The organism is Lentzea sp. DG1S-22 (assembly GCF_036321065.1).
Taxonomy (GTDB): domain Bacteria; phylum Actinomycetota; class Actinomycetes; order Mycobacteriales; family Pseudonocardiaceae; genus Lentzea; species Lentzea jiangxiensis.
On sequence record NZ_CP143276.1, the window covers coordinates 2,059,536 to 2,081,502 of the forward strand.

The 21,967-nt window shown below is 71.3% G+C and carries 18 protein-coding genes and 1 pseudogene; 9 read left to right on the forward strand and 10 right to left on the reverse strand.

Going from position 1 to position 21,967, the window contains the following annotated elements:
- Positions 1-42 precede the first annotated feature (42 nt).
- On the forward strand, positions 43-918 hold the full coding sequence (rfbA, locus tag V1227_RS09105) for a glucose-1-phosphate thymidylyltransferase RfbA (protein WP_090096827.1): 876 nt from the start codon (positions 43-45) through the stop codon (positions 916-918).
- Here rfbA and V1227_RS40600 read toward each other — a convergent pair.
- The 3 genes and pseudogenes from V1227_RS40600 to V1227_RS09125 all read right to left on the reverse strand — a co-directional run bounded on the left by V1227_RS40600 (position 868) and on the right by V1227_RS09125 (position 3,650).
- Positions 868-1,853 (reverse strand): annotated as a pseudogene (locus V1227_RS40600) (NAD-dependent epimerase/dehydratase family protein). The gene rfbA and the pseudogene V1227_RS40600 overlap by 51 nt on opposite strands.
- Before the next feature lies 1 nt (position 1,854).
- Entirely contained in the window at positions 1,855-3,018 is a 1,164-nt protein-coding gene (locus tag V1227_RS09120; RefSeq protein ID WP_329792070.1) for an epoxide hydrolase family protein, read from the reverse strand.
- Between the two features lie 2 nt (positions 3,019-3,020).
- A complete protein-coding gene (locus V1227_RS09125) occupies positions 3,021-3,650 on the reverse strand; it encodes a DUF2306 domain-containing protein (protein ID WP_329792071.1) in 630 nt (209 codons plus the stop codon).
- 351 nt (positions 3,651-4,001) lie between these two features.
- Between V1227_RS09125 and V1227_RS09130 the strand changes: the two genes are divergently transcribed.
- Genes V1227_RS09130 through V1227_RS09140 form a run of 3 tightly spaced genes read left to right on the forward strand, consistent with a single transcriptional unit; the run spans position 4,002 to position 7,393 of the window.
- A complete protein-coding gene (locus tag V1227_RS09130; RefSeq protein ID WP_329792072.1) occupies positions 4,002-5,333 on the forward strand; it encodes a nucleotide disphospho-sugar-binding domain-containing protein in 1,332 nt (443 codons plus the stop codon).
- The gene (locus V1227_RS09135) at positions 5,333-6,568 is read left to right on the forward strand and encodes a class I SAM-dependent methyltransferase (protein ID WP_329792073.1); all 1,236 of its coding nucleotides are present in this window, start codon (positions 5,333-5,335) and stop codon (positions 6,566-6,568) included. Before V1227_RS09130 ends, V1227_RS09135 begins: the two co-directional genes overlap by 1 nt.
- Before the next feature lie 24 nt (positions 6,569-6,592).
- On the forward strand, positions 6,593-7,393 hold the full coding sequence (locus V1227_RS09140) for a TIGR03084 family metal-binding protein (protein WP_329792074.1): 801 nt from the start codon (positions 6,593-6,595) through the stop codon (positions 7,391-7,393).
- Between the two features lie 171 nt (positions 7,394-7,564).
- Here V1227_RS09140 and V1227_RS09145 read toward each other — a convergent pair whose 3' ends face one another.
- A complete protein-coding gene (locus V1227_RS09145; protein WP_329792075.1) occupies positions 7,565-9,151 on the reverse strand; it encodes an MFS transporter in 1,587 nt (528 codons plus the stop codon).
- Positions 9,152-9,257: 106 nt separating this feature from the next.
- On the opposite strand from V1227_RS09145, the gene V1227_RS09150 reads away from it, so the two are divergent.
- Positions 9,258-12,386 (forward strand): BTAD domain-containing putative transcriptional regulator, encoded by a 3,129-nt coding sequence (locus tag V1227_RS09150; protein ID WP_329792076.1) that lies wholly within the window; start codon positions 9,258-9,260, stop codon positions 12,384-12,386.
- Positions 12,387-12,400: 14 nt separating this feature from the next.
- Here the strand turns inward: V1227_RS09150 and V1227_RS09155 are convergent, their stop codons facing one another.
- Positions 12,401-12,847, reverse strand: a complete 447-nt coding sequence (locus tag V1227_RS09155; RefSeq protein WP_329792077.1) for a winged helix-turn-helix transcriptional regulator — start codon at positions 12,845-12,847, stop codon at positions 12,401-12,403.
- Between the two features lie 86 nt (positions 12,848-12,933).
- On the opposite strand from V1227_RS09155, the gene V1227_RS09160 reads away from it, so the two are divergent.
- The 3 genes from V1227_RS09160 to V1227_RS09170 all read left to right on the forward strand — a co-directional run bounded on the left by V1227_RS09160 (position 12,934) and on the right by V1227_RS09170 (position 16,004).
- Positions 12,934-13,878 (forward strand): carboxymuconolactone decarboxylase family protein, encoded by a 945-nt coding sequence (locus V1227_RS09160; RefSeq protein ID WP_329792078.1) that lies wholly within the window; start codon positions 12,934-12,936, stop codon positions 13,876-13,878.
- A gap of 133 nt (positions 13,879-14,011) precedes the next feature.
- Positions 14,012-14,998 (forward strand): DUF1702 family protein, encoded by a 987-nt coding sequence (locus V1227_RS09165; protein ID WP_329792079.1) that lies wholly within the window; start codon positions 14,012-14,014, stop codon positions 14,996-14,998.
- A 7-nt stretch (positions 14,999-15,005) separates the two neighbouring features.
- Positions 15,006-16,004 (forward strand): carboxymuconolactone decarboxylase family protein, encoded by a 999-nt coding sequence (locus tag V1227_RS09170; protein WP_329792080.1) that lies wholly within the window; start codon positions 15,006-15,008, stop codon positions 16,002-16,004.
- 51 nt (positions 16,005-16,055) lie between these two features.
- On the opposite strand, the gene V1227_RS09175 is transcribed toward V1227_RS09170, so the two are convergent.
- Genes V1227_RS09175 through V1227_RS09185 form a run of 3 tightly spaced genes read right to left on the reverse strand, consistent with a single transcriptional unit; the run spans position 16,056 to position 19,584 of the window.
- A complete protein-coding gene (locus tag V1227_RS09175; RefSeq protein WP_236221771.1) occupies positions 16,056-17,399 on the reverse strand; it encodes a cytochrome P450 in 1,344 nt (447 codons plus the stop codon).
- The gene (locus V1227_RS09180; RefSeq protein WP_329792081.1) at positions 17,396-19,057 is read right to left on the reverse strand and encodes a GMC family oxidoreductase; all 1,662 of its coding nucleotides are present in this window, start codon (positions 19,055-19,057) and stop codon (positions 17,396-17,398) included. Before V1227_RS09180 ends, V1227_RS09175 begins: the two co-directional genes overlap by 4 nt.
- The gene (locus V1227_RS09185) at positions 19,054-19,584 is read right to left on the reverse strand and encodes a DUF5987 family protein (protein WP_329793985.1); all 531 of its coding nucleotides are present in this window, start codon (positions 19,582-19,584) and stop codon (positions 19,054-19,056) included. The genes V1227_RS09180 and V1227_RS09185 overlap by 4 nt, the downstream gene beginning before the upstream one ends.
- A gap of 497 nt (positions 19,585-20,081) precedes the next feature.
- Between V1227_RS09185 and V1227_RS09190 the strand changes: the two genes are divergently transcribed.
- Complete coding sequence (locus V1227_RS09190; RefSeq protein WP_329792082.1) at positions 20,082-20,936, forward strand: AraC family transcriptional regulator; 855 nt, start codon at positions 20,082-20,084, stop codon at positions 20,934-20,936.
- Positions 20,937-20,999: 63 nt separating this feature from the next.
- Here the strand turns inward: V1227_RS09190 and V1227_RS09195 are convergent, their stop codons facing one another.
- Positions 21,000-21,509, reverse strand: coding sequence for a flavin reductase family protein (locus V1227_RS09195; RefSeq protein ID WP_236221769.1), 510 nt, complete (start codon positions 21,507-21,509; stop codon positions 21,000-21,002).
- Between the two features lie 20 nt (positions 21,510-21,529).
- Positions 21,530-21,967 carry an acyl-CoA thioesterase gene (locus V1227_RS09200; protein ID WP_090096843.1) on the reverse strand — a complete coding sequence of 146 codons (438 nt, stop codon included), beginning with the start codon at positions 21,965-21,967 and terminating at the stop codon, positions 21,530-21,532.

Sequence of the window (21,967 nt, forward strand, 5' to 3'; positions counted from 1 at the left end):
AAATACCGCGGGTTTCCTCCGCCGCTGCCGTTAACTGGATTCGTGAAGGGAATCATTCTCGCCGGCGGCACCGGTTCCCGGCTGGGCCCGATGACCGCCGCGATCTCGAAGCAACTGCTCCCGGTCGGCGACAAGCCGATGATCTTCTACCCGTTGTCGGTGCTCATGCTGAGCGGGATCCGCGAGGTGCTGATCATCTCGCTGCCCCGCGACGTGCCCCTGTTCCGGCAGCTGCTGGGCGACGGCAGCCAGTTCGGCATCCACCTCGACTACGCCGAACAACCGCGTCCGAACGGGCTGGCCGAGGCTTTTCTCATCGGGGAGGAGCACATCGGTGGCGATTCCGTCGCGCTCGTGCTGGGCGACAACGTCTTCCACGGTCCCGGATTCCAGCGCGTGCTCGAGAAGCACAGCACCGCGGTGAAGGGGTGCGTGCTGTTCGGTTACCGGGTGAGCGATCCGCACCGGTACGGCGTCGGCGAGCTGGACGACACCGGACGCCTGGTGTCGCTCGAGGAGAAGCCGGCGCGGCCGAGGTCGGACCTCGCCGTCACCGGCCTCTACTTCTACGACAACGACGTGGTCGACATCGCGCGGCAGGTGCGGCCGTCGGCGCGCGGCGAGCTGGAGATCACCGACGTGAACCGCGTCTACCTCGACCGCGGCCTCGCGAAGATGGTCGACCTCGGCCGCGGCTTCGCCTGGCTCGACACCGGAACGCCGGAGGCGCTGCTGGAGGCGAGCCAGTACGTCCGCACCCTCGAGCAGCGCCAGGACGTCGGCATCGCGTGCCTGGAGGAAGTGGCTCTGCGCATGGGTTTCATCGACACCGACGCCTGCCTGGCCGCCGCTCGCAGGTACGGCAACTCACGATACGGCCGGTACATCACGGAGATCGTCCGCGAGTTCGGCGGCTGACCGCCGGTACCACGCCACGGTGCGGCGCAGTCCCTCCCGCAACGGCACGGGCGCCGTGCCGTCGATCTCCCGCATCCGGGTCAGGTCCAGGTTCCGGCTCGACCGGCCCTCGGGCTTGCCCGGATCGGTCTTGAGGCGCACCGGCCTGCCCAGCGCCTCTCCCACGAGCCGCGCCAGTGCCAGCACCGAGACCTGTTCCCCTGTTCCGATGTTGGCCACGCGGTGCACCGGGTGTTCGACCATCGCCAGCACAGTGCGCACGACGTCGGTCACGTAGATGAACGTGCGGGTCTGCTCACCGCTCCCCCAGATCTCGACCTCCTCCCCGCGTGCACGCGGGAGATCAGCCTCGGGATCAGCCGCAGCGACCGGGGACCGAAGTCGTCGCCGGGGCCGTAGATGCTGGTGGGCCTGGGCATGTGCACGCGCATCCCGTGCTCGGCCGCGTACTGCTCGGCGAGCACCTCGGCGTACACCTTGGACAGGTAGAAGCCGTCCTGCGCGAACCTCATGTCCGTGTGGTGGTCCTCGGTCTCCCTCGTCGGCCACGGCACGGAGCCCGCGTAGACGTCGCTGGAGCTCAGCAGCACGGTGTCCGCGACCCCGCCCCGGCGCGCGCTGTCGAGGACGTTCGACACCATCCGCATGTTCTCGTCGATCATCGTGCCCGCGCGCAGCCGCTTGTCCTCGGGCGTCCCGTCCACGGCCGCGCTGTGCACGACCAGGTCGACGTCCCCGGACGCCACGAGCCGGGCGAGACCGGTCCTGTCCAGCAGGTCGAGCCGGACCGGCCGCAGGCGGTCGTGCGGCGGCAGGTGGAGCACCCCCGACCGGCACGGGCACAGCACGGTCGCACCACGGGCGACGAGCTCCTCGGCTAGGTGCGCGCCGAGGAAACCCGTCGCCCCGGTGACCAGGGCGGTGCGGCCCCGCATGTCAGCCTTCGACCGCACCGAAGAACTTCCTCACCTCGCGGACGAACGCCTCCGGCTGCTCCATCGCGGCGAAGTGCCCGCCCCGCGGCACCTCCGACCAGGAGACGATCGCGGGGTAGTCGGCCTCGGCCAGCGCACGGACCGGCGCGACGACGTCCCCGCCGAACACGCTCACCCCCAGCGGGACCGGCACGGGCTCCGGCCGCACACCCGGCGTGAAGATTGCACCGAGCTGAGGACCCGCCTCGAAGTACAGCTGCGCGGACGACGCGGCGGTCCCGGTCAGCCAGTACAGCGTCACGTTCGCGAGCAGCATGTCGCGGTTCACCGCGTCCTCCGGCAGCTCGGCCGCCGGGTCCGTCCAGTCCTTGAACTTCTCCACGATCCACGCGAGCAGGCCGGCCGGGGAGTCGTTCAGCCCGAAGGAGACGGTCAGCGGCCGGGTGGACATCAGCTTCAGGTAACCCGACAGCTCCCGGTCGAACCGCTGCAGCCCGCCGAGCCGCCCGAAGTCCTCTTCGGACAGTCCGGTCAGCTCGGCCGGATCACCGGACGGCACCGTGACGAGCATGTTCACGTGCACCGCCCGGACGTGCTCCGGATCGCGCCTGGCCAGTTCCAGCGAGATGAACGAGCCCCAGTCGCCGCCCTGCGCGAAGTACGCGTCGTAGCCCAGCCGGGCCATCAGCTCCGCCCACGCCCCCGCGATCCTGGGGAGGTCCCAGCCCGGCTGCTCCACCGGACCGGAGAAACCGTGGCCCGGCAACGAGGGCACGACGAGGTGGAACGCCTGTGCGGGGTCGCCGCCGTGCGCCCGCGGGTCCGTGAGCGGGCCGATCACGTCCAGGAACTCGATCACCGAGCCCGGCCAGCCGTGCGTGAGCAGCAGGGGCCGCGCGTCCGGTTCCGGCGATCGGACGTGCAGGAAGTGCACGGTCGCGCCGTCGATCTCGGTGACGAACTGGTCGTAGGAGTTCAGCCGCCGCTCCACCGCCCGCCAGTCGAAGTCGGTGGACCAGTGCTTGGCGAGCTCCCGCAGGTACTCCGGCGGCACTCCGCGCTCCCAGCCCGTGCCGGGGATGGCGGCGGGCCAGCGGGTCGCGGCGATCCGGGCGCGGAGGTCGTCGAGCCGGCTGTCGGGCACGTCGATCCGGAAGGGACGCATGGTCAGCCTTTCACGTTGGCGGACAGGACTTTCCGGTGCTTGGTCCGCTCGATCCACCACTGGGCCACGAGCAGGTTGAACACCCACACGCACCACCCGACCATCTCGAACAGCAGCGCCTGGTCGATCCGCGCGGTCCACGGCAGCTGCACGCCGAACACCGGCACGACCCCGAGCAGGAACAGCGCGAGCCGCGTGCCGACACCGTCCATGATCAGCGCGAAGCTGTAGATCATGTACCGGCGGTGGTCGGCGTACCGGTGCCTTCTCGCCATGCGGTACGCCACGACCGTGCTCAGCAGCAACAGCAGGCCGAGCACGAACCTGCCGACCCTGCCCGGTCCCGCGGCGATCTCGCCGGAGAACAGCAGCAGGACGGGCGTGGTCACCGCGACCGGCAGCGCGCCACCGAAGATGTAGATGATCCCGCTCGTGCGGTGCAGTCTCGGATACCTGCCGCGCACCCACGTCGACATCTGCAGGCAGGCGGTGAGCAGCCCCAGCGTGCCCGCGACGATGTGCAGGACCAGCAACGGGTAGTGGATCGAGGAGCCCTCAACGATCGGCGACAGGGACTTCGCCGGGTCGAGGTCGAGGTAGGGCGGTAGGGCGTAGACCAAGAATGCCACCACGAGCGCCACTAACGCTATCCACCAAGGGTTTCGCCACACGGGTCTGGACGCCGGCCTGGGCGTCGCCGCGGGCGCGCGATCGGAGATCGGAGCGAGCTGATCCGTCACTGAACTTCCTCCTCAGCCTGCGAATTCCACCCGATGCGCGCGCCCGCTGACCGTAGCTTTGGACAGCGGCACTTCCTTCTCGCAGATTGCGCTGCCGACGCCTTGCAATCCGGGGTCGGAAACCCAGGGGTGCCAGCGGTTTCACGCTCCGCAACCTCGGAGATGCGGACGCTGCTCCGCGCGACTCAGGATGGCCGTCGCCGTGCCTGCGTCATTCGCTTTCCCCCTCTGAGGAGCAGCCGCATGCGAGTCGTGTTCACCCCCTGGCCAACGCCGTCGCACCTGAACCCGATGGTTCCGCTCGCCTGGGCGCTGCAGAGCGCGGGGCACGAGGTCTGCGTCGCCGCGCATCCGGCGCTCGCCGACGCCGTCGCCGCGGTCGGGCTGACCGGTGTGTCCCTCGGGACCGCCGACAGCGCACCGGTCCTGATGGGACCGGGACGTCCGACACCGCCGGAGACACGCGCGCGGCTCGACGAGACGGGACGCGCGCTCGGTCCGTTCAGCCCGGCCGAGCAGAACCTCTGGGACGTCTTCTGCCAGTTCATGCTGCCGCCCATCTGGGACTTCCACCCGGTCGGCGCCACCGCCTCCGACGCGCTGCCCGTGGTCGACGAGTTCGTGGACTTCTGCCGCGCCTGGAAACCGGACCTCGTCGTCTGGGACGCGTGCTTCCCGGCGGCGGCCATCGGGGCGCGGGTGAGCGGCGCGGCGCACGCCCGGCTGCACTGGGGTCTCGACTACTTCGCGTGGGTGCTCGACCGCGTCGGGACGAACTGGAACCCGCTGGCGGAGACCGTTCGCCCCGCCGCCGAGCGGCACGGCGTCGAGGTGGACCGCGACCTGCTGCTCGGCCAGTGGACCATCGACCCGCTCCCCGCGGGCATGCGGCTGCCGGTGGCCACCAGGACGGTGCCGATGCGCTGGATCCCGTACTCCGGCCAGACCGCCGTCCCGGACTGGCTCTACGCCCCGCAGGACCGGCCGCGCGTCGCGCTGTCGCTCGGGCAGTCGCGGCGCCTGGTCATGAAGGGCGGCTGGGACCACGTGCCCGGTCTGCTGGAGATGGTGTCCGAACTGGACGTCGACGTCGTGGCGACGTTGAACGAGACGCAGCTGGCCGGTGTGCGCGAGGTGCCGGGCAACGTGCGCGTCGTCGACTACGTGCCGCTCAACCAGCTCCTGCCCACGTGCGCGGCGTTGATCCACCACGGCGGCGTCGGCACGTTCTCCGCGGCGGCCGGCCTGCGGGTGCCGCAGCTCATCCTCGACTCCGGGGGTGAGGAGGGACTGCTCGCCGAGGGTGAGGCCGGCACCGAATGGGCACTGGCGGCCAAGGACATCGAGTCGTCGGACACCGCGGCGTGGGTGGTCGGCCAGGGGGCCGGGCTCACCCTCGACTTCGCGCGGCACTCGATCGACGTCATGCGCAAGCGGGTCATGCGGGTGATCGAGGACCCGTCCTTCGCGGAGGGGGCGCACCGGCTGCGGCTCGACGCCGCCGCCGCGCCGAGTCCGGGTGAGCTCGTGCCGGTGCTGGCGCAGCTCGTCGAGCAGCAACGAGCGGGGGCGTGATGAACGACAACCGGAAGAACTCCGTCTGCCACGTGTGCGCCGGTGTCGTGCGCGAGTTCGCCGACTTCGGATCGCAGCCGCTCTCCGACGCCTTCGTGCTGCCGGGTGATCCGGCCGGCGACTTCCGCTTCCGGCTCGCCGTCGGGGTCTGCGAGTCCTGCACGATGGTGCAGCTGATGTCCGAGGTGCCCCGGGACCGGATGTTCCACCACGACTACCCCTACCTGTCGTCGGGCTCGCGGTTCATGCGCGAGCACTTCGCGGCGCTGGCCGCCCGGCTGCGCCGCGACGAGCTGACCGGGCCGGCACCGTTCGTCGTGGAGATCGGCTGCAACGACGGCGTGATGCTCGAGTGGTTCGCCGCGGAGGGCGTCCACCACCTCGGGGTGGAACCGTCCGGCGGGGTGGCCCAGCGCGCCGCCGCGAAGGGCGTGCAGGTGCGCAACACGTTCTTCGACGAGCCGACCGCGGTGGAGATCCTCGCCGAGCACGGCCCGGCCGACGTCGTGTTCGCCGCGAACACGTTGTGCCACATCCCCTACATCGGATCGATCCTGCGCGGCGTCGCCGCGCTGCTCTCCCCCGGCGGGATCTTCGTCTTCGAGGACCCGTACTTCGCCGACATCGTCGAGCGCAACTCGTTCGACCAGATCTACGACGAGCACTTCTTTTTCTTCACCGTGCGTTCGGTGCAGTACATGGCCTTGATGCACGGACTGGAACTGGTCGACGTCGAACGGCTCACCGTGCACGGCGGCGAGCTGCGGTACACCCTGGCGCGCAAGGGAACCCGCGCGGTGTCGCCGGCTGTCGCCGAGCTCGCCGCCGAGGAGGAGCTGTCCGGCCTCACCTCGCCGGCCACGCTCACCCGGTTCGCCTCGAACGTCGCACAGATCAGAACCGACCTGGTGGAGCTGCTGCGGTCGTTGCGCGCGGAGGGCAAGAGCGTCGTCGGCTACGGCGCGACCGCGAAGAGCGCGACGGTGCTCAACTTCTGCGGCATCGGGCCGGACCTCGTGCCGTTCATCTGCGACACCAGCGTCACCAAGCAGGGCCGCGTCACCCCCGGCTCGCACATCCCCGTGCGCCCGCCGGCCGCCTTCTCCGACCCCTACCCCGACTACGCGGTGCTGTTCGCGTGGAACCACGCCGACGAGATCCTGGCCAAGGAGATCGGGTTCCGGGAGTCGGGCGGCCGCTGGATCCGTTACGTGCCCGACGTCCACATCGTGTAGCCCCGGTCCCAGGAGGACAGACGCGTGACCGAAGAGAACGTTTACCTCGCACTGAAGGCCGAAGGTGAGGAGGTCGACCGCATGGTCGCCTCCCTCACCGAGTCGCAGTGGTCGCTGCCGACCCCCGCGCCCGGCTGGACGATCGCCCACCAGATCGCCCACCTCACCTCGACCACCCGCATGGCGGGCCTCGCCGCCTCCGACCCGGCCGCGTTCGCCACCCTCGTGGCGGGCATCGGAGCCGACTTCGACGGGGCGGTCGCGGGAGCGCTGGCCCCGTTCCTCTCGCTCGGCCCCCGCAAGCTGCTCGAACGCTGGCGGGCCGAACGGCAGGCCGCGGGCAGCGCGCTGTCGTCCGTGCCGGACGGCCAGCTCGTGCCGTGGCTGGTGAACCCGCTGCCCGCGCCGGTGCTGGCCGCCGGCGGCATGATGGAGCTCTTCGCCCACGGCCAGGACATCGCCGACACCCTCGGCATCCGCCGCGAGCCGACCGGCCGGTTGAAGCACCTGTGCGGGTTCGGTTTCCACACCATGACGTTCGGCTACCTCGCGCGGGGGCTCACGCCACCGCAGAAGCCGTTCCGCTTCGAGCTGACCGGGCCGTCCGGTGAGCTGTGGACGTTCGGTCCGCAGGACGCCTCGCAGCGGATCTCGGGACCGGCGCTGGACTTCTGCCTGCTCGTGGCCAGGCGGCGGCACCACGCGGATCTCGCGGTGGTGGCCGAGGGAGAGGAGGCGCTCGGCTGGCTGGAGGTCGCACAGGCCTACCGCGGGCCGGCGGGAGCCGGACGGGAGGCCGGGCAGTTCTCGAGCCTGCCCGCGTGACGCGATGACGGAAAGGGCCGGGGACTCCCCGGCCCTTTTCGCGTGCGGACGATGCGCGAACACGGGTGAGCCCGGCATCGAGGGGGGACGATGCCGGACCCACCCGCGGGGTGGTCGCGCCGCGACCGGACGATCAGGGGATCGTCGTCACCAGGTCGCGGCGCGACCGGGTCACCGGGCTTCCCGTTCCGCCGCCAGGGCGATTCCCGCGTCGGCCGGGGCCGGTGACTCCTCGCCGGTCTTGCCGACGTGCCGCAGCAGGGCGACGGTCAGCCCGGACAGCACCACCAGGATCACCGCGGCGACTCCCGCCGCGGTGTTGACGCCGCTGGTGAACGCGGCACGGGCGGAGTCGAGCAGTGCCGCGCCCGTGTCGGCGGCCAGTCCCTCCGCCGCCGCGACGGCACCGCTGATCGTCTCCCCGGCCGCCGCGGCGGCCTCCGCGGGGACGCCCGGCGGCACCGCGACGAGGTTCTGGTAGACCGCCGCCGCGATCGTGCCGTAGGTCGCGACGCCGATGGCCACGCCCAGCTCGGTGCTCGTCTCCGACACCGAGGCGGCGGAGCCGGCGCGTTCTTCCGGCGCCGAGCCGACGATCATCTCCGTGCCGAGCGAGCCCATCGGACCGACACCGGCCTGCACCAGGACGAACCCGAGCAGCACCACCAGGAGGCTCGTGGCGGTGCCGACCTGGGACACGACCGCGAGACCGGCCGCCGCCACCAGGAGACCGGCGGCGGCCACGTAGGCCGGGCGGACCTTCTGCGCGATCTTCGGTGCCACCAGCGACGTGACGATCAGGGCGGCCGCGGCCGGGATCAGCCACAGGCCGGACTCGACGGCCGAGTACCCGCGGACGGTCTGCAGGTAGAGGCTGAACAGCATGATGCTGGACGAGATCGTCGCCGAGGTCAGCAGCATGACGACCAGCGCGCCGCTCAGCGTCCTGCTGCGGAACAGCTTCAGGTCGAGCAGCGGGCTGTCGAGCGTGCGCTGGCGCAGCACGAACAGCACGCCGAACACGATGCCGACGAGGACGGACCCGCCCGCGAACGCGCTGAAGCCGTGCTGCGCGATCTCCTTCAGGCCGTACACCACGGGCAGGATCGCGAGCAGCGACAGCACCACGCTGAGGAGGTCGATGCGTCCGGCGTCCGGGTCGCGCATCTCCGGCAGCAGGACGGGGGCGGTGACCATCAGCAGCACCATCACCGGCACCGCCATCAGGAACACCGATCCCCACCAGAACCAGCCGAGCAGGGCGCCACCGATCACCGGGCCGACGGCCATGCCGCCCATGAACGAGCTGAGCCAGACGCCGATCGCGAAGCCGCGCTGCTTGGCGTCGGTGAACATCGTCATGATCAGCGCGAGGGTGGACGGCATCAGGGTCGCGCCGGCGATGCCGAGCAGGGCCCGCGCGAAGATCAGCATCTCCGGCGTCGTCGAGTAGGCGGCGATCACGGACGCGACGGCGAACGCGGCGGAGCCGTACAGCATCAGCTTGCGGCGGCCGATGCGGTCACCGAGGGTGCCCATGGTGACGAGGAAGCCCGCGATCATGAACGCGTAGATGTCCATGATCCAGAGCTGCTGGCTGGCCGACGGGTTCAGGTCGGCGCTCAGCTGGGGTTGCGCGAGGAACAGCACGCTCAGGTCGAGCGACAGCAGCAGCGTCGGCAGGGCGAGCACCGCGAGGCCGATCCACTCCCGCCGCCCCGCCCGCGTGGTGTCCTCGGCCGGACCGGTCGAATCCATGAACTTGTCCTTCCGTGTGGTGCCGTGGCCGGCACCCGAACTCATCGATCCGGGTCACCCTGCGCGTCCGCACTGTCGGAATTCTTTCGGCCGGTATCGTGTGCGCATGTTCTTCGCGGTGCTCGGGCCGCTCGCCGTCCGAACCGCCGACGGCCGCCCCGTCGAGATTCCCGAGTCGAAGGTGCGGGCACTTCTCGCGAACCTGCTGGCGCACCGCAACCGCCCGGTGTCGGCGACCGCGTTGATCGAGGACCTGTGGGGCGACGACCTGCCGGTCAACCCGACGGGCGCCCTGCAGACCAAGATCTCCAAGCTGCGCCAGGCCCTGGCCGCGGGCGAACCCGGCGCGCGCGACCTGCTCGCCTCCCAGCGGCCCGGCTACGTGCTGCGGACCGGCGCCGGCTGTGTGGACGCGGACCGGTTCGCCGCCCTCACCGCCGCCGCGCGCGCCAGCACGGACCTGAGCGAGCGCGCCCGCCTGCTCGGCGACGCGCTGGCGCTGTGGCGCGGGGCCGCCTTCGCGGACTTCGCCGGGGAGCCGTTCGCCCGCGCCGAGATCACCCGGCTGGAGGAAGACCGGCTGTCGGCGGCCGAGGAGCTGGCCCAGGCCCGGCTGGAGCTCGGCGAGCACGCCGCGCTGCTCGGCCAGATCGGCGACCTGGTGGCGGCCCACCCCCTGCGCGAACGGCTCCGCGAGCTGCACATGCTGGCGCTCTACCGGGCCGGGCGGCAGAGCGAGGCGCTGGCGTCGTTCCGCGAGGTGCGGGCGCTGCTGCACGACGAACAGGGGCTCGAACCCGGTGAGCGGCTCGCCGAGCTGCACCGGTCGATCCTGCGCCACGACCCTTCGCTCGTACCGCTGGGCCGGCGCCCCGCCACCCTCCCCGTGCCGCCCACCGAGCTGATCGGCCGGGACGAGGCCGTCTCCGGCGTCTGCGCGCTGCTGGCCTCCTCGAGGCTCGTGACGCTCACCGGATCGGGTGGCGTCGGCAAGACCCGTCTCGCGGTGGAGGTGGCGACCCGCACGGCCGCGCGGTACCCGGACGGCGCCTGGCTCGTGGAGCTCGCGACGATCACCGAGGGCGGTCTGCTCCCGAGCGCGGTGATGGCGGCGCTCGGCATCAGGGACGTGCCGGGCACCGAGGTGCTCTCCGAGGCCGTGCGGACCCGGCGGATGCTGCTGGTGCTGGACAACTGCGAGCACCTCGTCACCGAGGTCGCGGCGATCACCGAACGGCTGCTGGCCGCCGCGCCCGGTCTGCGGGTGCTCGCGACGAGCCAGAAGCCGCTGCGCATCGCGGGCGAGTCGGTGTGGACGGTCTCGCCGCTCGACCTGCCCCCACCCGGCACGCCACCCGACGTCGTGGAGCGGTCGAGCGCGGTGAAGCTGTTCGTCGCCCGGTCGGCGCCCTCGTTCACGCTGGACGCGGGCAACGCCCAGGCCGTCGCCGAGCTGTGCACCCGGCTCGACGGGGTGCCGCTCGCGCTGGAGCTCGCGGCGACCAGGGCCCGGTCGCTGGGGCTGCGCGAGCTGCTGGCCCGGCTCGACGACAGGTTCCGGCTGCTCGCGGACGGCTACCGCGACGCGCCACCGCGCCAGCAGACGTTGCGCGCGATGATCGACTGGAGCTGGGAGCCGCTCGACCCGGTCGGTCGCGCGGTGCTGCGCAGGCTCGCCGCGCACTCCGACGGGTGCACGCTGACCGCGGCCGAGGCGGTGTGCGCGGGCGGGACCGTCGCGGCGGCCGACGTGCTGGACGCGGTCGCGGACCTGGTCGACCGGTCGCTGGTCACCGCCGTCGACACACCGGACGGCACCCGGTACCGGTTGCTCGAGTCGGTCGCCGCCTACTGCCGCGAACGGCTGGCCGAGGCCGGCGAGACCGAGATCGTGCAGGAAGCGCACCGGCGGTACTACACGGCACTGGCCGAGACCGCGGAACCGCACCTGCGCGGACCCGCCCAGCGCGAGTGGCTCGAACGCCTCGACGCCGAGTCCGCGAACCTGCGCACCGCACTCGACACCGCGGACGGTCCCGGCGCGCTGCGGCTGGTCAACGCGCTGGCCTGGTACTGGTACCTGCGGGGCAGGCTGTCCGAGGCACGCAGGGCGCTGTCCACCGCCCTGGCCCTCGACACCGCGCACTCGGCCGAACGGGCCCGCGCCTCGGCGTGGCACGCGGGCATCACGTTCCTCGGCAGCGACGTGGCGGACCGGGCGGCCGCGCGTGCCGCCGCGCTCGCCGCGTACGACTCGCTGGACGACCCGCGGGGCGAGGCGTTCGCCCAGTTCTTCCTCGGCCTGGTCGAGGCCGACTTCGGCGCCCAGTCCACCAGCGAGGACCTGGTGAACCGCGCGCAGGAGACGTTCGGCGAGCTGGGCGACCGGTGGGGTGTCGCCGCGACGCTGAGCCTGCAGGCGATCCGCGCGCACACCCGAGGTGACCTGGAGTCCCTGCGGCGCAACGGTTCGCAGAGCCTCGCGCTGTTCCGTGAGCTCGGCGACCGGTGGGGTCAGCTGCGCGCGACCGAGGCGCTCGGTGGCCTCGCCGAGATCGAGGGCGACTACGAGGAGGCGGCCCGCCTGCACCGCGACGGCCTGCGCATGGCGGAGGAGCTGCGCCTGTGGCCGCAGGCCGCGGACCGCCTGAGCTGGCTGGGCCGCGTCTCGATGTTGCGCGGTGACCACGCGCGCGCCCGCGAGCTGAACGAACGCGCCCTGCGCCTGTCCCGTGAGCAGAGCTACAAGCCGGGCCAGATCTTCGCCGAGATCAACCTGGGCCTCATCGCCCGGCGGGCGGGAGACCTCGAGGCCGCGGAACGCCACCTGCGCACCGTGCTGGAGTGGGAGTGGGAGCCGGGCATCGGGTTGTGGCTCATCCTCACCGAGCTCGGGTTCGTCGCCGAACAGCGCGGCGACACCAGGACCGCGAGGGCCCGGCACCTCGAGGGACTCACCGTCGCCCGCTCGCTGGGCGACCAGCGCGCGGTCGCCGTCGCCATGGAGGGGCTGGCGGGGGCGTGCCTCGCCGACTCGTTGCCGGCCGAAGCGGCGCGGCTGCTCGGGGCCGCCGAGGCGGCACGGCGGTCCGCCGGGGCCACGCTGACAGCCGCCGAGCGAGCGGACCGCGACCGGGTGGAAGCCGGCGTCCGGCAGCGCCTGGGCGAGGAGTTCGCCGCGGAGTACTCGCACGGGTTCGAGTCGAACGGCTCCTCGGCGGTCGTGCCGCTGTAGCGGGTGCCCGCGGGTCAGGCGCGGTTCGACCTCGTCGCCACCTCACCGGGACGGGCCGGCTCGCCGCAGTCCGGGCACATCAGGCACGCGACCAGTTCCCCTTCGCACGTCGTGTGCAGGGCGGTGCGCGGCGGCCCGTCCGGCGACGGCACGTTCCGGTCGCCCCACTGCATCAACGCGACCACCACGACCGCGAGCTCCCGGCCGGCCGCGGTCGGGCGGTACTCGTAGCGCGGCGGGTGCCGCCGGTAGGCAACGCGTTCCAGCACGCCGTGCTCCACCAGGCCGGTGAGCCGGTCGCTGAGCACGTTGCGGGCGATGCCCAGGCTCGCCAGCAGGCCGTCGAACCGCACGACACCCAGCAGCACGTCCCGCATGATCAGCAACGTCCACCGCTCGCCCACCACCTCGAGCGCGCGGGCGGCTGAGCAGACCTGGTCGTCGTACCTTCGTCCGAGCATTCCCCATGCTAAACCGCCAGTTGCGTGATCGAACCGACGTACCGTAGCGTTCCAGTGAGTAGCATCATGCAACCGTTGGGGGCCCGATGGCGCGCTCGCTGCTCCGCAAGGCCCTGCGCGGCCTCTCCCTCGCCCAGGTCCGGCACGTCAGGCCGGTCCCGTTCCGCAGGGCCGGCCCCGAGGTCCTCGAGGTCTACCGCGCGGTCGAAAGCGAGTTCGGCGTGCTGGCACCCCCCGTCGTGCTGCACGCGGCGGCACCCGCCGTGCTGCGGGCGTCCTGGGTGATGTTGCGGGAGGTCGTGCTCGCTCCCGGCCGGCTCGACCGCGGCACCAAGGAAGGCGTCGCGGCGGCGGTGTCGCAGGCCAACGAGTGCCCCTACTGCGTCACCGTCCACACCGCGACCACGGCCAGGTTCGGTGGCGGCAGGGTGGATCTCGCGGACACCGGGCGGTTCACCGCCGACCAGCTGCCGGAGGTGCTCGGTGTCGCGACGACGCTGCAGTACTTCAACAGGATGGTGAGCGTCTTCCTCACCGAACGGCCGATGCCGCCGTACGCGCCGACCTTCATGCTCGGCCCAGTGACGAGGATGCTCACCGGCCTCATCGCGTCCGCCGGGAGCGTCCCGCCCGGACGCAACCCGCTGCCGGAGGCGCCACTGCCCGATGAGCTCGCGTGGGCGGCGGGCAGCCCGGTCGTCGCGCAGGCCCTCGCCCGCTCGAAGGCCGTCTTCGACTCGGCACCGGTCCCGGAAGCCGCACGGGCGCTGCTCGCCGCGGAACTGTCCACCTGGGACGGCGGACTCAAGGGGCCGAGCCGGAGGTGGGCGTGGGACGCGGCCGGCCGCGTCGGGCCGCGGGACCGGGCGGCGGTCAGGCTGGCACTGCTGTGCGCGTTCGCGCCGTACCAGGTGGACGACGAGGTGATCCGGGACGTGCGGGCGGACGACGCCGCGCTGATCGAGCTCGCCGCGTGGGCGAGCATGGCCGCCGCGGTCCGCGCGACGGCGTTGACGAAGTCCCCGGCCTGAATATCCGACCGCGCATTGCCGTTGTCCGATTTTTCTTTTCTCCGGGAGCAACGTGAGAGAAGCGGCCCGACCGGAAGGTGTGCCAGCATTGAACGGTGGATAATCGCCTTTCCAAGAGGAGGTCCCACCGGAAATGTCAACCACGGGACTGATTCGCAAACGGCTCGTCACGCCGGACGCTTCGGACGTCCTCTTCGACCGGCGCGGGTTCGCCGTCGACACACCCGCGCGCGCCAAGCTCGAAATGAGCGCCCTGCAGCTCGTCTACGGATTCGAGTTCGGCATCGAGCACAAAGACCACGGCTCGATAATCGCGCGGCTCGACGCACTGTCCCGCGAATACCGAGGCTTCGCCTACGAGGGCGCCACGATGGCGCTGGCGCTTCGCGACGCCCTCACCCCGCTGCCCGGCCGCAGCCACGTCGAGCAGTTCCTCGCCGGGCCCCACTTCACCTCGGCGCCCGCGTCCAAGCACATCTTCATGGCCTACATCGGCGTGGGGTTCGCGCTGGCGAGGTTGCCGCGAATGCTGTGGTCACGGGCCATCCCCGACGCGCGCAAGCTCGCCGACCACCCGTCGCTGAGCTGGTTGATCATGGACGGCTACGGCTTCCACCTCGCCTACTTCGACCACATCTCGTGGGTGGAGCAACACCGCGTCCCCGGACGGCTCGCCTGGCCCGGCCCCGCCGCGTACACGAACCGGGTGATCGACCACGGCATCGGGCGAGCGATGTGGTTCATCCACGGCGGCGACGTCGACCGTCTCCTGAAAAGCATCAGACGCTTTCCCCAGGGCAGGCACGCGGACCTCCTCAGCGGAGCGGGACTGGCCGCTTCCTATGCGGGCGGAGTCACCGAGAACGAACTCGGAAAACTGGTCGAAGGAGCCGGTGACCTCCTGCCCGAGGTCGCCCAGGGCGCGGTTTTCGCGATGCGCGCCAGGGTGGTCGCCGGCCTCGTGACGCCGCACAGCGAAATGGCCGCCCAGGTGTTCTGCGGGCGCAGCGCGGAGGAATGTTCGGAAATCGCCGCGAAGGAGATCGAGGACCTCCCCGAGGACGGCGCCGTGCCCGCGTACGAGGTTTTCCGCCAGCGCGTCCAGAACTACTTCCGGTGAGGCCGCCATGTCCGGAATCGTGAAACACGTCGAGGTCGTCCCGTCGAAACGGGCGACGGGCCTGGTCCGCGAGGTCTACGCGCAGTCCGCGAAGGAGGTCGGGCGGCTCGTCGAGGCGGTGACGATGTTCTCCGCCGCGCCCGCACTGCTCGCCGCGTCCTGGGCGGCCTTCCGCGAACCGCTGCTGGCGGGCACGGCGCCCCGCGTCAGCAAGGAGGCGGTGGCCGCCACCGTGTCCCGGCTGAACGAGTGCACCTACTGCGTGGACGCCCACGCGATCATGCTCCACGGCGGCGGCGCCGGGTCCTTCGCCACCCAGCTGCTGTCCGGCGCCGGCGCGGACGGGCTCGACCCGGCCCTGCGGCCGTTCGCGGCGTGGGCCGAGACGCCGGTGCGACCGCCGTTCGCCGCGGCCCACACGCCCGAGTACGTCGGCGTCCTGGTGTACTTCCACTTCCTCAACCGCGTGATCAACGTCCTGCTGGACGGCACGTTCCTGCCCGGCCCCCCGCGGGCGCGGGCCATCGCCCGGCGCGTGGCCGGCAGGGTGATGTCCGGCAGGGTCACCGCGCGGAACGAGACCGGTCGCGCGCCCGGCCTGCACCTCGGCACACCACCGCCGGAAGGCTTCGGCTGGGCGGCCGGCTCACCTGCCGTCGCCGCCGCTTTCGCCACCCTGGCGAACGAAACCGCCGCGGCGGCGGCCCACCTCCCCGACGAGGCACGCCACACGCTCGACACCGTGGTCCCGGAGCGCCTCGGCCGGCCACCGGGCATCAGCGCGTCCTGGGTGGACGAGCACCTGCACGCCCTCGGGCGGAAGTCCGTCCCCTCCGCCCGGCTCGCACTGCTCACCGCGCTCGCACCGCACCAGGTCGGCGACCACGACGTCGCGCGGTTCCGGGACCAGTACCCGGACGACCGCGACCTGCTCGGGCTGCTGTCCCTGGCCGCGCTGACCGCCGCCCGGCACCTCGGCGAGCAGAAGGCCGGCATCGTCCACTGAGGACATGCGAGAAGTGCCGATGGCTCGTCGCCATCGGCACTTCCGCTGTGTTCACCAGGTGGACACGGTCATCGGCAGACCGTCCCGCATGCGCAGCGTCAGCATCGGCTCCGGCACCGCCGCCCGTCCCGGTACGCCGGTGAGCCGCAGCGCCCTGGTGACCGTCGCCAGCACGAACGTCGCCTCCATCATCCCGAGGTGGTTGCCGACGCAGTAGCGCGGTCCCGCGCCGAACGGGATGTAGGCGTAGGCCGGCCGGCCCGCCGCGTCACCGGTGAAGCGGCCGGGGTCGAACCGCTCGGGAGCCTCCCAGAACGCCGGGTGCCGGTGCAGCGTGTACGGGCAGATCAGCACGTCGGCGCCTGCCTCCACGCGGTACCCGCCGATCACGTCGGCCTCCCTGGCCTGGCGCGGCAGGATCCACACCGGCGGGTACAGCCGCATGACCTCCTGCAGCACCGCCGACGTGTACGGCAGCGCGTGCAGGTCCTCGAACACCGGCATGCGGTCACCCAGCGCGCCGGCGACCTCGTCGTGCACCGCGGCCGCCACGTGCGGATGGCGGTCGAGCAGGTGGAACGCCCAGCTGAGCGTGCTCGCCGTCGTCTCGTGCCCGGCGAGCAGCAACGTCACCAGTTCGTCGCGCATCCGGCGCCGCCCGACGGCCGCGTCGGTCTCCGCGCGCGTGGACTCGACCAGCCGCGACACGACGTCGTCCCCGCCCGCTCGCGCCCCGTCGGCGCCGAGCCGGTCCACGACGTCCTGCAGGTCGGCGCGAGCCCGGCGGAACCTCAGCTGGCGCGGCAGCGGCACCCAGGTGGGCACCGCGCTGAGCGACATCATCTCGAACATCGCCTGGTCCTGCACCGCCTCGAACGACGCCCCGAGCGTGTGGAACTCGCTGAGGTCGGCGTCGAGCAGGACCCGCCCGAGCACCCGCAGCGTCAGATCGGTCATCTCCGCACGGATGTCGACGGTCTGACCGCGCAGCGACCGGAGCCTCTGCGCCGTGTCCGCCGCCTCCTGGGCGATCACCCCTCCGTACCGCGCCATCCGCTTGGCCTGGAACACCGGCTGGATCACCTTGCGCTGCTTGCGCCACAGCTCACCGTCGCTCGTGAGCAGGCCGTCGCCCAGCGCACGCCGGGCGTGCGTCAGGCCGATGCCCTTGACGTAGTTCGCGGCGTTGTCCGCGAGCACGTGCTTCGCGTGGTCGGGGTGGTTGAAGTAGTTCAGCGTCTTGGGCCCCAGGGGCAGCCGCACGACGTCGCCGTACCGGGCCGACATCGACGACATCACCCGCAACCGGTTCCTGGCCATGCTCGCGAGCACCGCGAGGGTCGCCCGCCGCGGCGGGCCGGGAGCCACCGCGGCGGGCGCGACCGCCGTCGTCATTCCGCCACCAGGTGTGACACCAGCGGGAGAACGCCGTTGCGCGCCGAGGTCTCCCCGTCCGGCGACGGTGCGCCGTAGGAGACGTCGACCCCGCGTTGACGAGCCGCCCGCACGATCGCGGGCACCGCGCGTTCGGCCAGTGCCGCGATCGTCATCGCCGGGTTCACCGTCAGCGCACCCGGCACGGCGGAGCCGTCCGTCACGAAGATGCCGGGATGCCCGCGCAGCTCGTGGTTCTCGTCGAGCGCCGACGTCGCCGGGTCGTCACCGAGGCGGCAGGAGGACAGCGGGTGCACGGTGTACGCGCCCACGACGTCGTTCGTCCACGGCATCACACGGGACATGCCGTCGCGTTCCAGGATGTCGCGGACCGCGGCGTCGGACTCCGCCCAGCCGCGTCGCGTGTTCTCGGTCGGCTGGTAGCTGATCGTGCCGCGGCCGAGCATCTGCTGGGAGATGCGGTGGGCGTTGCCGGTGGGAGGAGGCGGGCCGAAGACGCCCTCGTTGTCGTCCTCGGACATCGTGAACACCGTCAGCCACGACTTCCAGCGGCGCAGGATCTCCTTCTTCTCCACGCCGAACCAAGTCGGACCGGTGGCGTCGGGCACCTGGGCGAGGATGGTGCCGAGGCCGGGCGGGAAGTACAGCTGCTCGAGCGAGAAGCGCGAGTACTCGGGCAGCGAGCCGTCGAGCCGGTCCCAGCTCGCGACGCAGGGGCCGCGGCCGATCTGGTTGGCCTGGAAGGTGACGGCCTCGTCGATGCTGATGCCGAGCACCTCGCGCACCCGGTCCTCGTTCAGGATCGCGGTGTTGAGGCGTTCGCCGTTGCCGGAGAAGTACCGTCCGGCCGCGTGCGGCATCGCGCCCAGCGTGGGCTCCGAGCGTTGCAGGATCACGGGTGTGGCGCCGGCGCCGGCGGCGAGGACCACGACCTTCGCGTCGATCGTGCCGGAGCCGGTGGACACGCGGTAGTCCTCGCCGTCGATCACGTTGTAGTGCACCCGGTAGCCGCCGCCGTCCGTCGTGGACAGTTGCTGGACCTCGTGCAGCGGCCGGATCTCCGCGCCGTGGGCGAGCGCGGCGGGCAGGTAGTTGAGCAGCAGCGAGCGCTTGGCGTCGAACTTGCAGCCGGACATCATCCAGTTGCAGTTGGTGCACAGCGCGGTGTCGATGGCGGCGGGCACCGGGTTCGCGGTGTGGCCCGCGTGTGCGCAGGCGGCACCGAAGAGGCCACCGCCGTAGGTCATCGTGTCCCAGTCGGTCGTGCTGATCGGCAACGCCTCCGCGACCCGGTCGTACCACGGGTCGAGGCTGTCCCTGGTGATCGCCGCCGGCCACATGCGCCTGCCGATCGAGCCCTGGCGGTCGAAGACGAACCGGGGCGCCCTGGGCATCGCGGCGAAGTAGACGACGCTGCCGCCGCCGACGCAGTTGCCGCTCAGCACGCTCATGCCGTCACCCACGACGAAGTCGAACACGCGGGTGGACGACGAGCCGAGCCGGAAGTCGTGGTCGAACTCGGCGGCCTGCAGCCAGGGGCCGCGTTCGAGGACCACGACCCGCGCGCCACCGGCGGCGAGGTGGTAGGCGGTGATCGCGCCGCCGAACCCGCTGCCGATCACCACCACGTCCGTCTGCTCCACTGTGGACGCACTCATGCCGGGCTCCCTGAGGGTGTCGTGTCCGGGTGACGGCGCGCGAGGGGCTTGCCGTAGGTGTAGTCGGGGAAGCGCCACAGGCCGTCGGGGTCCGGCGGCGCGAACCCGATCGTCAGCAGCCCGGGGTGGCCTGCCGCGATCGCGTCGGTCGTGTGCATGTGCGCGCCGGTGTCGAAGGCCATGTTGCTGAACAGCGCGATGCCGACCCAGACCTCCTTCTCCGGGTGGCCGGGTGTGGTCAGCAGCTGCACCACCGCCGTGCGGTCGCCGAACGGCAAGGCGACGAACGGTGGCAGCGCGGAGTCGAGCTCGATGTCGTGCTCGGCCGCGTACGTCGCCGCGTGGTTGTTCAGCAGGCCCGCGAGCGGGTCCAGCAACGCGGCCATCCCTCCCTCCGGCATGCGCAGCAGTTCGATGGCGCCGGCCGCCACGGCACCGGGACCGGCGCTCGCCCCCGCGACCGCGACGTCCCCGGGCCATCTCTTCTCGCCGGGCACGATCGTGTCCGCGAACGCCTCGAACGTCATCGTCGTGACGTCGTTCTGCCCTGTTTCCGCTTCGCTGGCGGTCACGTGCGCGTCCTCCTGTCGTGTGGGTTCGGGCGAACGCCCGGCTGTGGAGCAACATTGACTTTCACAGGCCGAACCACCCGTTCGGCGGAAGACACGGAAGGCGGCCAATACCAGCCGAGGCTTTCCGTGGACACCATTCTCGCGATCGTCGCCCGAACGGCGCATCTCCCGGATTGCGGTCTCGATTAATGGAAGATCAACTCAAGAGGTGGGATGATCCCCTTCGCACACGGAGAGCGACGTCGAAAACACCACTCCTGGGAGCGCACCCACAACTCCGGGCGGTTCAGGACATTGGGCTGGACGGACCAACAGGCCAGGTCCGGCGTAAAGCATGACCATGCGCTCCGCGCATAGACAAAGCGTAGAGGTGATATAGCAACCATGAATCGCCTACCGAGAGTGAAGCCATCAGAGGAGCGCTATGCCTGAATCGCGCCTTGCCTGGCGTTTTGCCCACTGCTAGCTTCGGCTGGAGCGATTCCAACGCACTTTCCCAACAACTGGATAATCCGCTACATCCACCGCAACAGCCGATTGGGGGGCCAATGGACAAGCTCGGTGAACAAGCAGTCGCGAGAGTCGTCGGTGCCATGCAGACGAACCTGGGCGAGCGGATAACCATCGACGACATGGCGAAAGTCGCCATGTTCAGCAAATTTCACTTCACCCGCGTGTTCCAACGGGTTACCGGAGTATCGCCGGCGCGTTTTCTCTCGGCGTTGCGACTGCAAGAGGCCAAACGGTATCTGGTGGCGACCGACCTGAGGGTCACGGAGATCAGCCACCGGGTCGGCTACAACAGTCCCGGCACGTTCAGTTCGCGGTTCAAAACCAGCGTCGGACTCTCCCCCACCGAGTACCGGCAGCTGCGCGGCCGGACGACGCGCATCTCCGTCGACAACCGCAAGAACATCGTGGTGCGGCGCACGAGCTCGGTCAGCGGCCGGATCCACTGCCCCGCCGAGTGCGAGCCCGGCCCCACGTTCGTCGGCTTGTTTCGCGACCCGATCCCGCAGGGGGCGCCGATCAGCTGCGCGGTGCTGCCGGGGCCGGGTCACTTCCAGCTGGAGAACGTGCCGGAGGGCGCGTGGCACCTGCTCATCCACACGGTGCCGGCGGGCAGTGAACACACCGCGGACCGCACGCCGTCCGTGGGTTCGCACGGGCCGCTGGTCGTGTCGAGCAGCACGGTGGCGCACGTCGTGGACGTCGTCCTGCGCCCCATGTCCGCCATCGATCCTCCGGTGCTCATGGCGTTGCTCGACGTCCGGACCACCGCGCTGGAGATTTCACGGGCGAGCTGAACACGGACGCGAGAAGGCGGGTCACCGGTGGTGACCCGCCTTTCGCGTTGGTGTTCAGGTGGTTCAGGCCGACAGACCGGAGTGCTCCAGCGCGTGGAAGCTGCCGTTGAGGAACAGCAACGCGTTGCGGCCGGCCGGACCGTCGGTCGCGAGGAGCCTCCCGAGGAAGATCGTGTGGTCGCCGCCGTCGTAGGTGCGCCACAGCGTGCATTCGAACCGGGCGAGCGCGCCGCCGATCAGCGGCGCGTCGATCCTGGTGCCCGGCACCCAGTCCACCGCGTCGAACTGCGCGTGGCCCGCCGGGCGCCACCTGCTGGCGAAGTGGCGTGCGACGTCCTCCTGGTCCGCGGCGAGCACGGACACCCCGAACGCCCCTGTCTTCGTGAGGTGCCCGTGCATCGAGGCATCACGACCGACGCACACGAGCACCAGCGGCGGGTCGAGGGACACCGACGTGAAGGAGTTCGCCGTCATGCCGTGCGGCGCCGAACCCCCGACGGTGACCACGGTGACGCCCGTCGCGAACGTGCCGAAGACTCGTCGCAACGTCTTCGGGTCTTCGAACTCGTCCATGCAGGTCTCCCCCGTCATGATCAGGCCGCCGCCGGGGCGTACCGCTCGAGCGCCAGGCGCAGCGAGTCGGGCACCCGCGCCGGCCTGGTCCCGTTGTTCGGGCCGCGCATGCACGCGACCCGCTGGGCGCCCCGCGCCACGAGCTTCTCCGACCCGTCCGGCCCGACCAGCACGTAGTCGAAGCCGAACTCGACCTGGGTCTGCGCCAGCTCGACCAGGGTCATCCTGACCGCCAGCTCGTCGAACGCGGTGAGCTCGGCGTAGAACTCGCAGTCCACCTTCAGCGTGAAGAGCTTCAGGTCGTCCTGGAGCTCGGTCAGCACGTCGGGGGCGTGCCGCACCAGGAACATCTCCCGGCACCGGCCCTGCCAGCGCAGGTAGTTCACGTAGTACACGTTGCCGACGAGGTTGGTCTCCTCGAAGCCGACCGTGTGCCTGATCTCGAAGTACGACTCCAC

Bases quoted from the DNA above. Each gene is read 5' to 3' on its own strand.
- V1227_RS09120 (WP_329792070.1), bottom strand. From the start codon at position 3,018: ATGCGTCCCTTCCGGATCGACGTGCCCGACAGCCGGCTCGACGACCTC.
- V1227_RS09135 (WP_329792073.1), top strand. From the start codon at position 5,333: ATGAACGACAACCGGAAGAACTCCGTCTGCCACGTGTGCGCCGGTGTC.
- V1227_RS09160 (WP_329792078.1), top strand. From the start codon at position 12,934: ATGGCGCGCTCGCTGCTCCGCAAGGCCCTGCGCGGCCTCTCCCTCGCC.
- V1227_RS09130 (WP_329792072.1), top strand. From the start codon at position 4,002: ATGCGAGTCGTGTTCACCCCCTGGCCAACGCCGTCGCACCTGAACCCG.
- V1227_RS09150 (WP_329792076.1), top strand. From the start codon at position 9,258: ATGTTCTTCGCGGTGCTCGGGCCGCTCGCCGTCCGAACCGCCGACGGC.
- V1227_RS09165 (WP_329792079.1), top strand. From the start codon at position 14,012: ATGTCAACCACGGGACTGATTCGCAAACGGCTCGTCACGCCGGACGCT.
- V1227_RS09195 (WP_236221769.1), bottom strand. From the start codon at position 21,509: ATGGACGAGTTCGAAGACCCGAAGACGTTGCGACGAGTCTTCGGCACG.
- V1227_RS09170 (WP_329792080.1), top strand. From the start codon at position 15,006: ATGTCCGGAATCGTGAAACACGTCGAGGTCGTCCCGTCGAAACGGGCG.
- V1227_RS09175 (WP_236221771.1), bottom strand. From the start codon at position 17,399: ATGACGACGGCGGTCGCGCCCGCCGCGGTGGCTCCCGGCCCGCCGCGG.
- V1227_RS09145 (WP_329792075.1), bottom strand. From the start codon at position 9,151: ATGGATTCGACCGGTCCGGCCGAGGACACCACGCGGGCGGGGCGGCGG.
- V1227_RS09180 (WP_329792081.1), bottom strand. From the start codon at position 19,057: ATGAGTGCGTCCACAGTGGAGCAGACGGACGTGGTGGTGATCGGCAGC.
- V1227_RS09155 (WP_329792077.1), bottom strand. From the start codon at position 12,847: ATGCTCGGACGAAGGTACGACGACCAGGTCTGCTCAGCCGCCCGCGCG.
- V1227_RS09185 (WP_329793985.1), bottom strand. From the start codon at position 19,584: ATGACGTTCGAGGCGTTCGCGGACACGATCGTGCCCGGCGAGAAGAGA.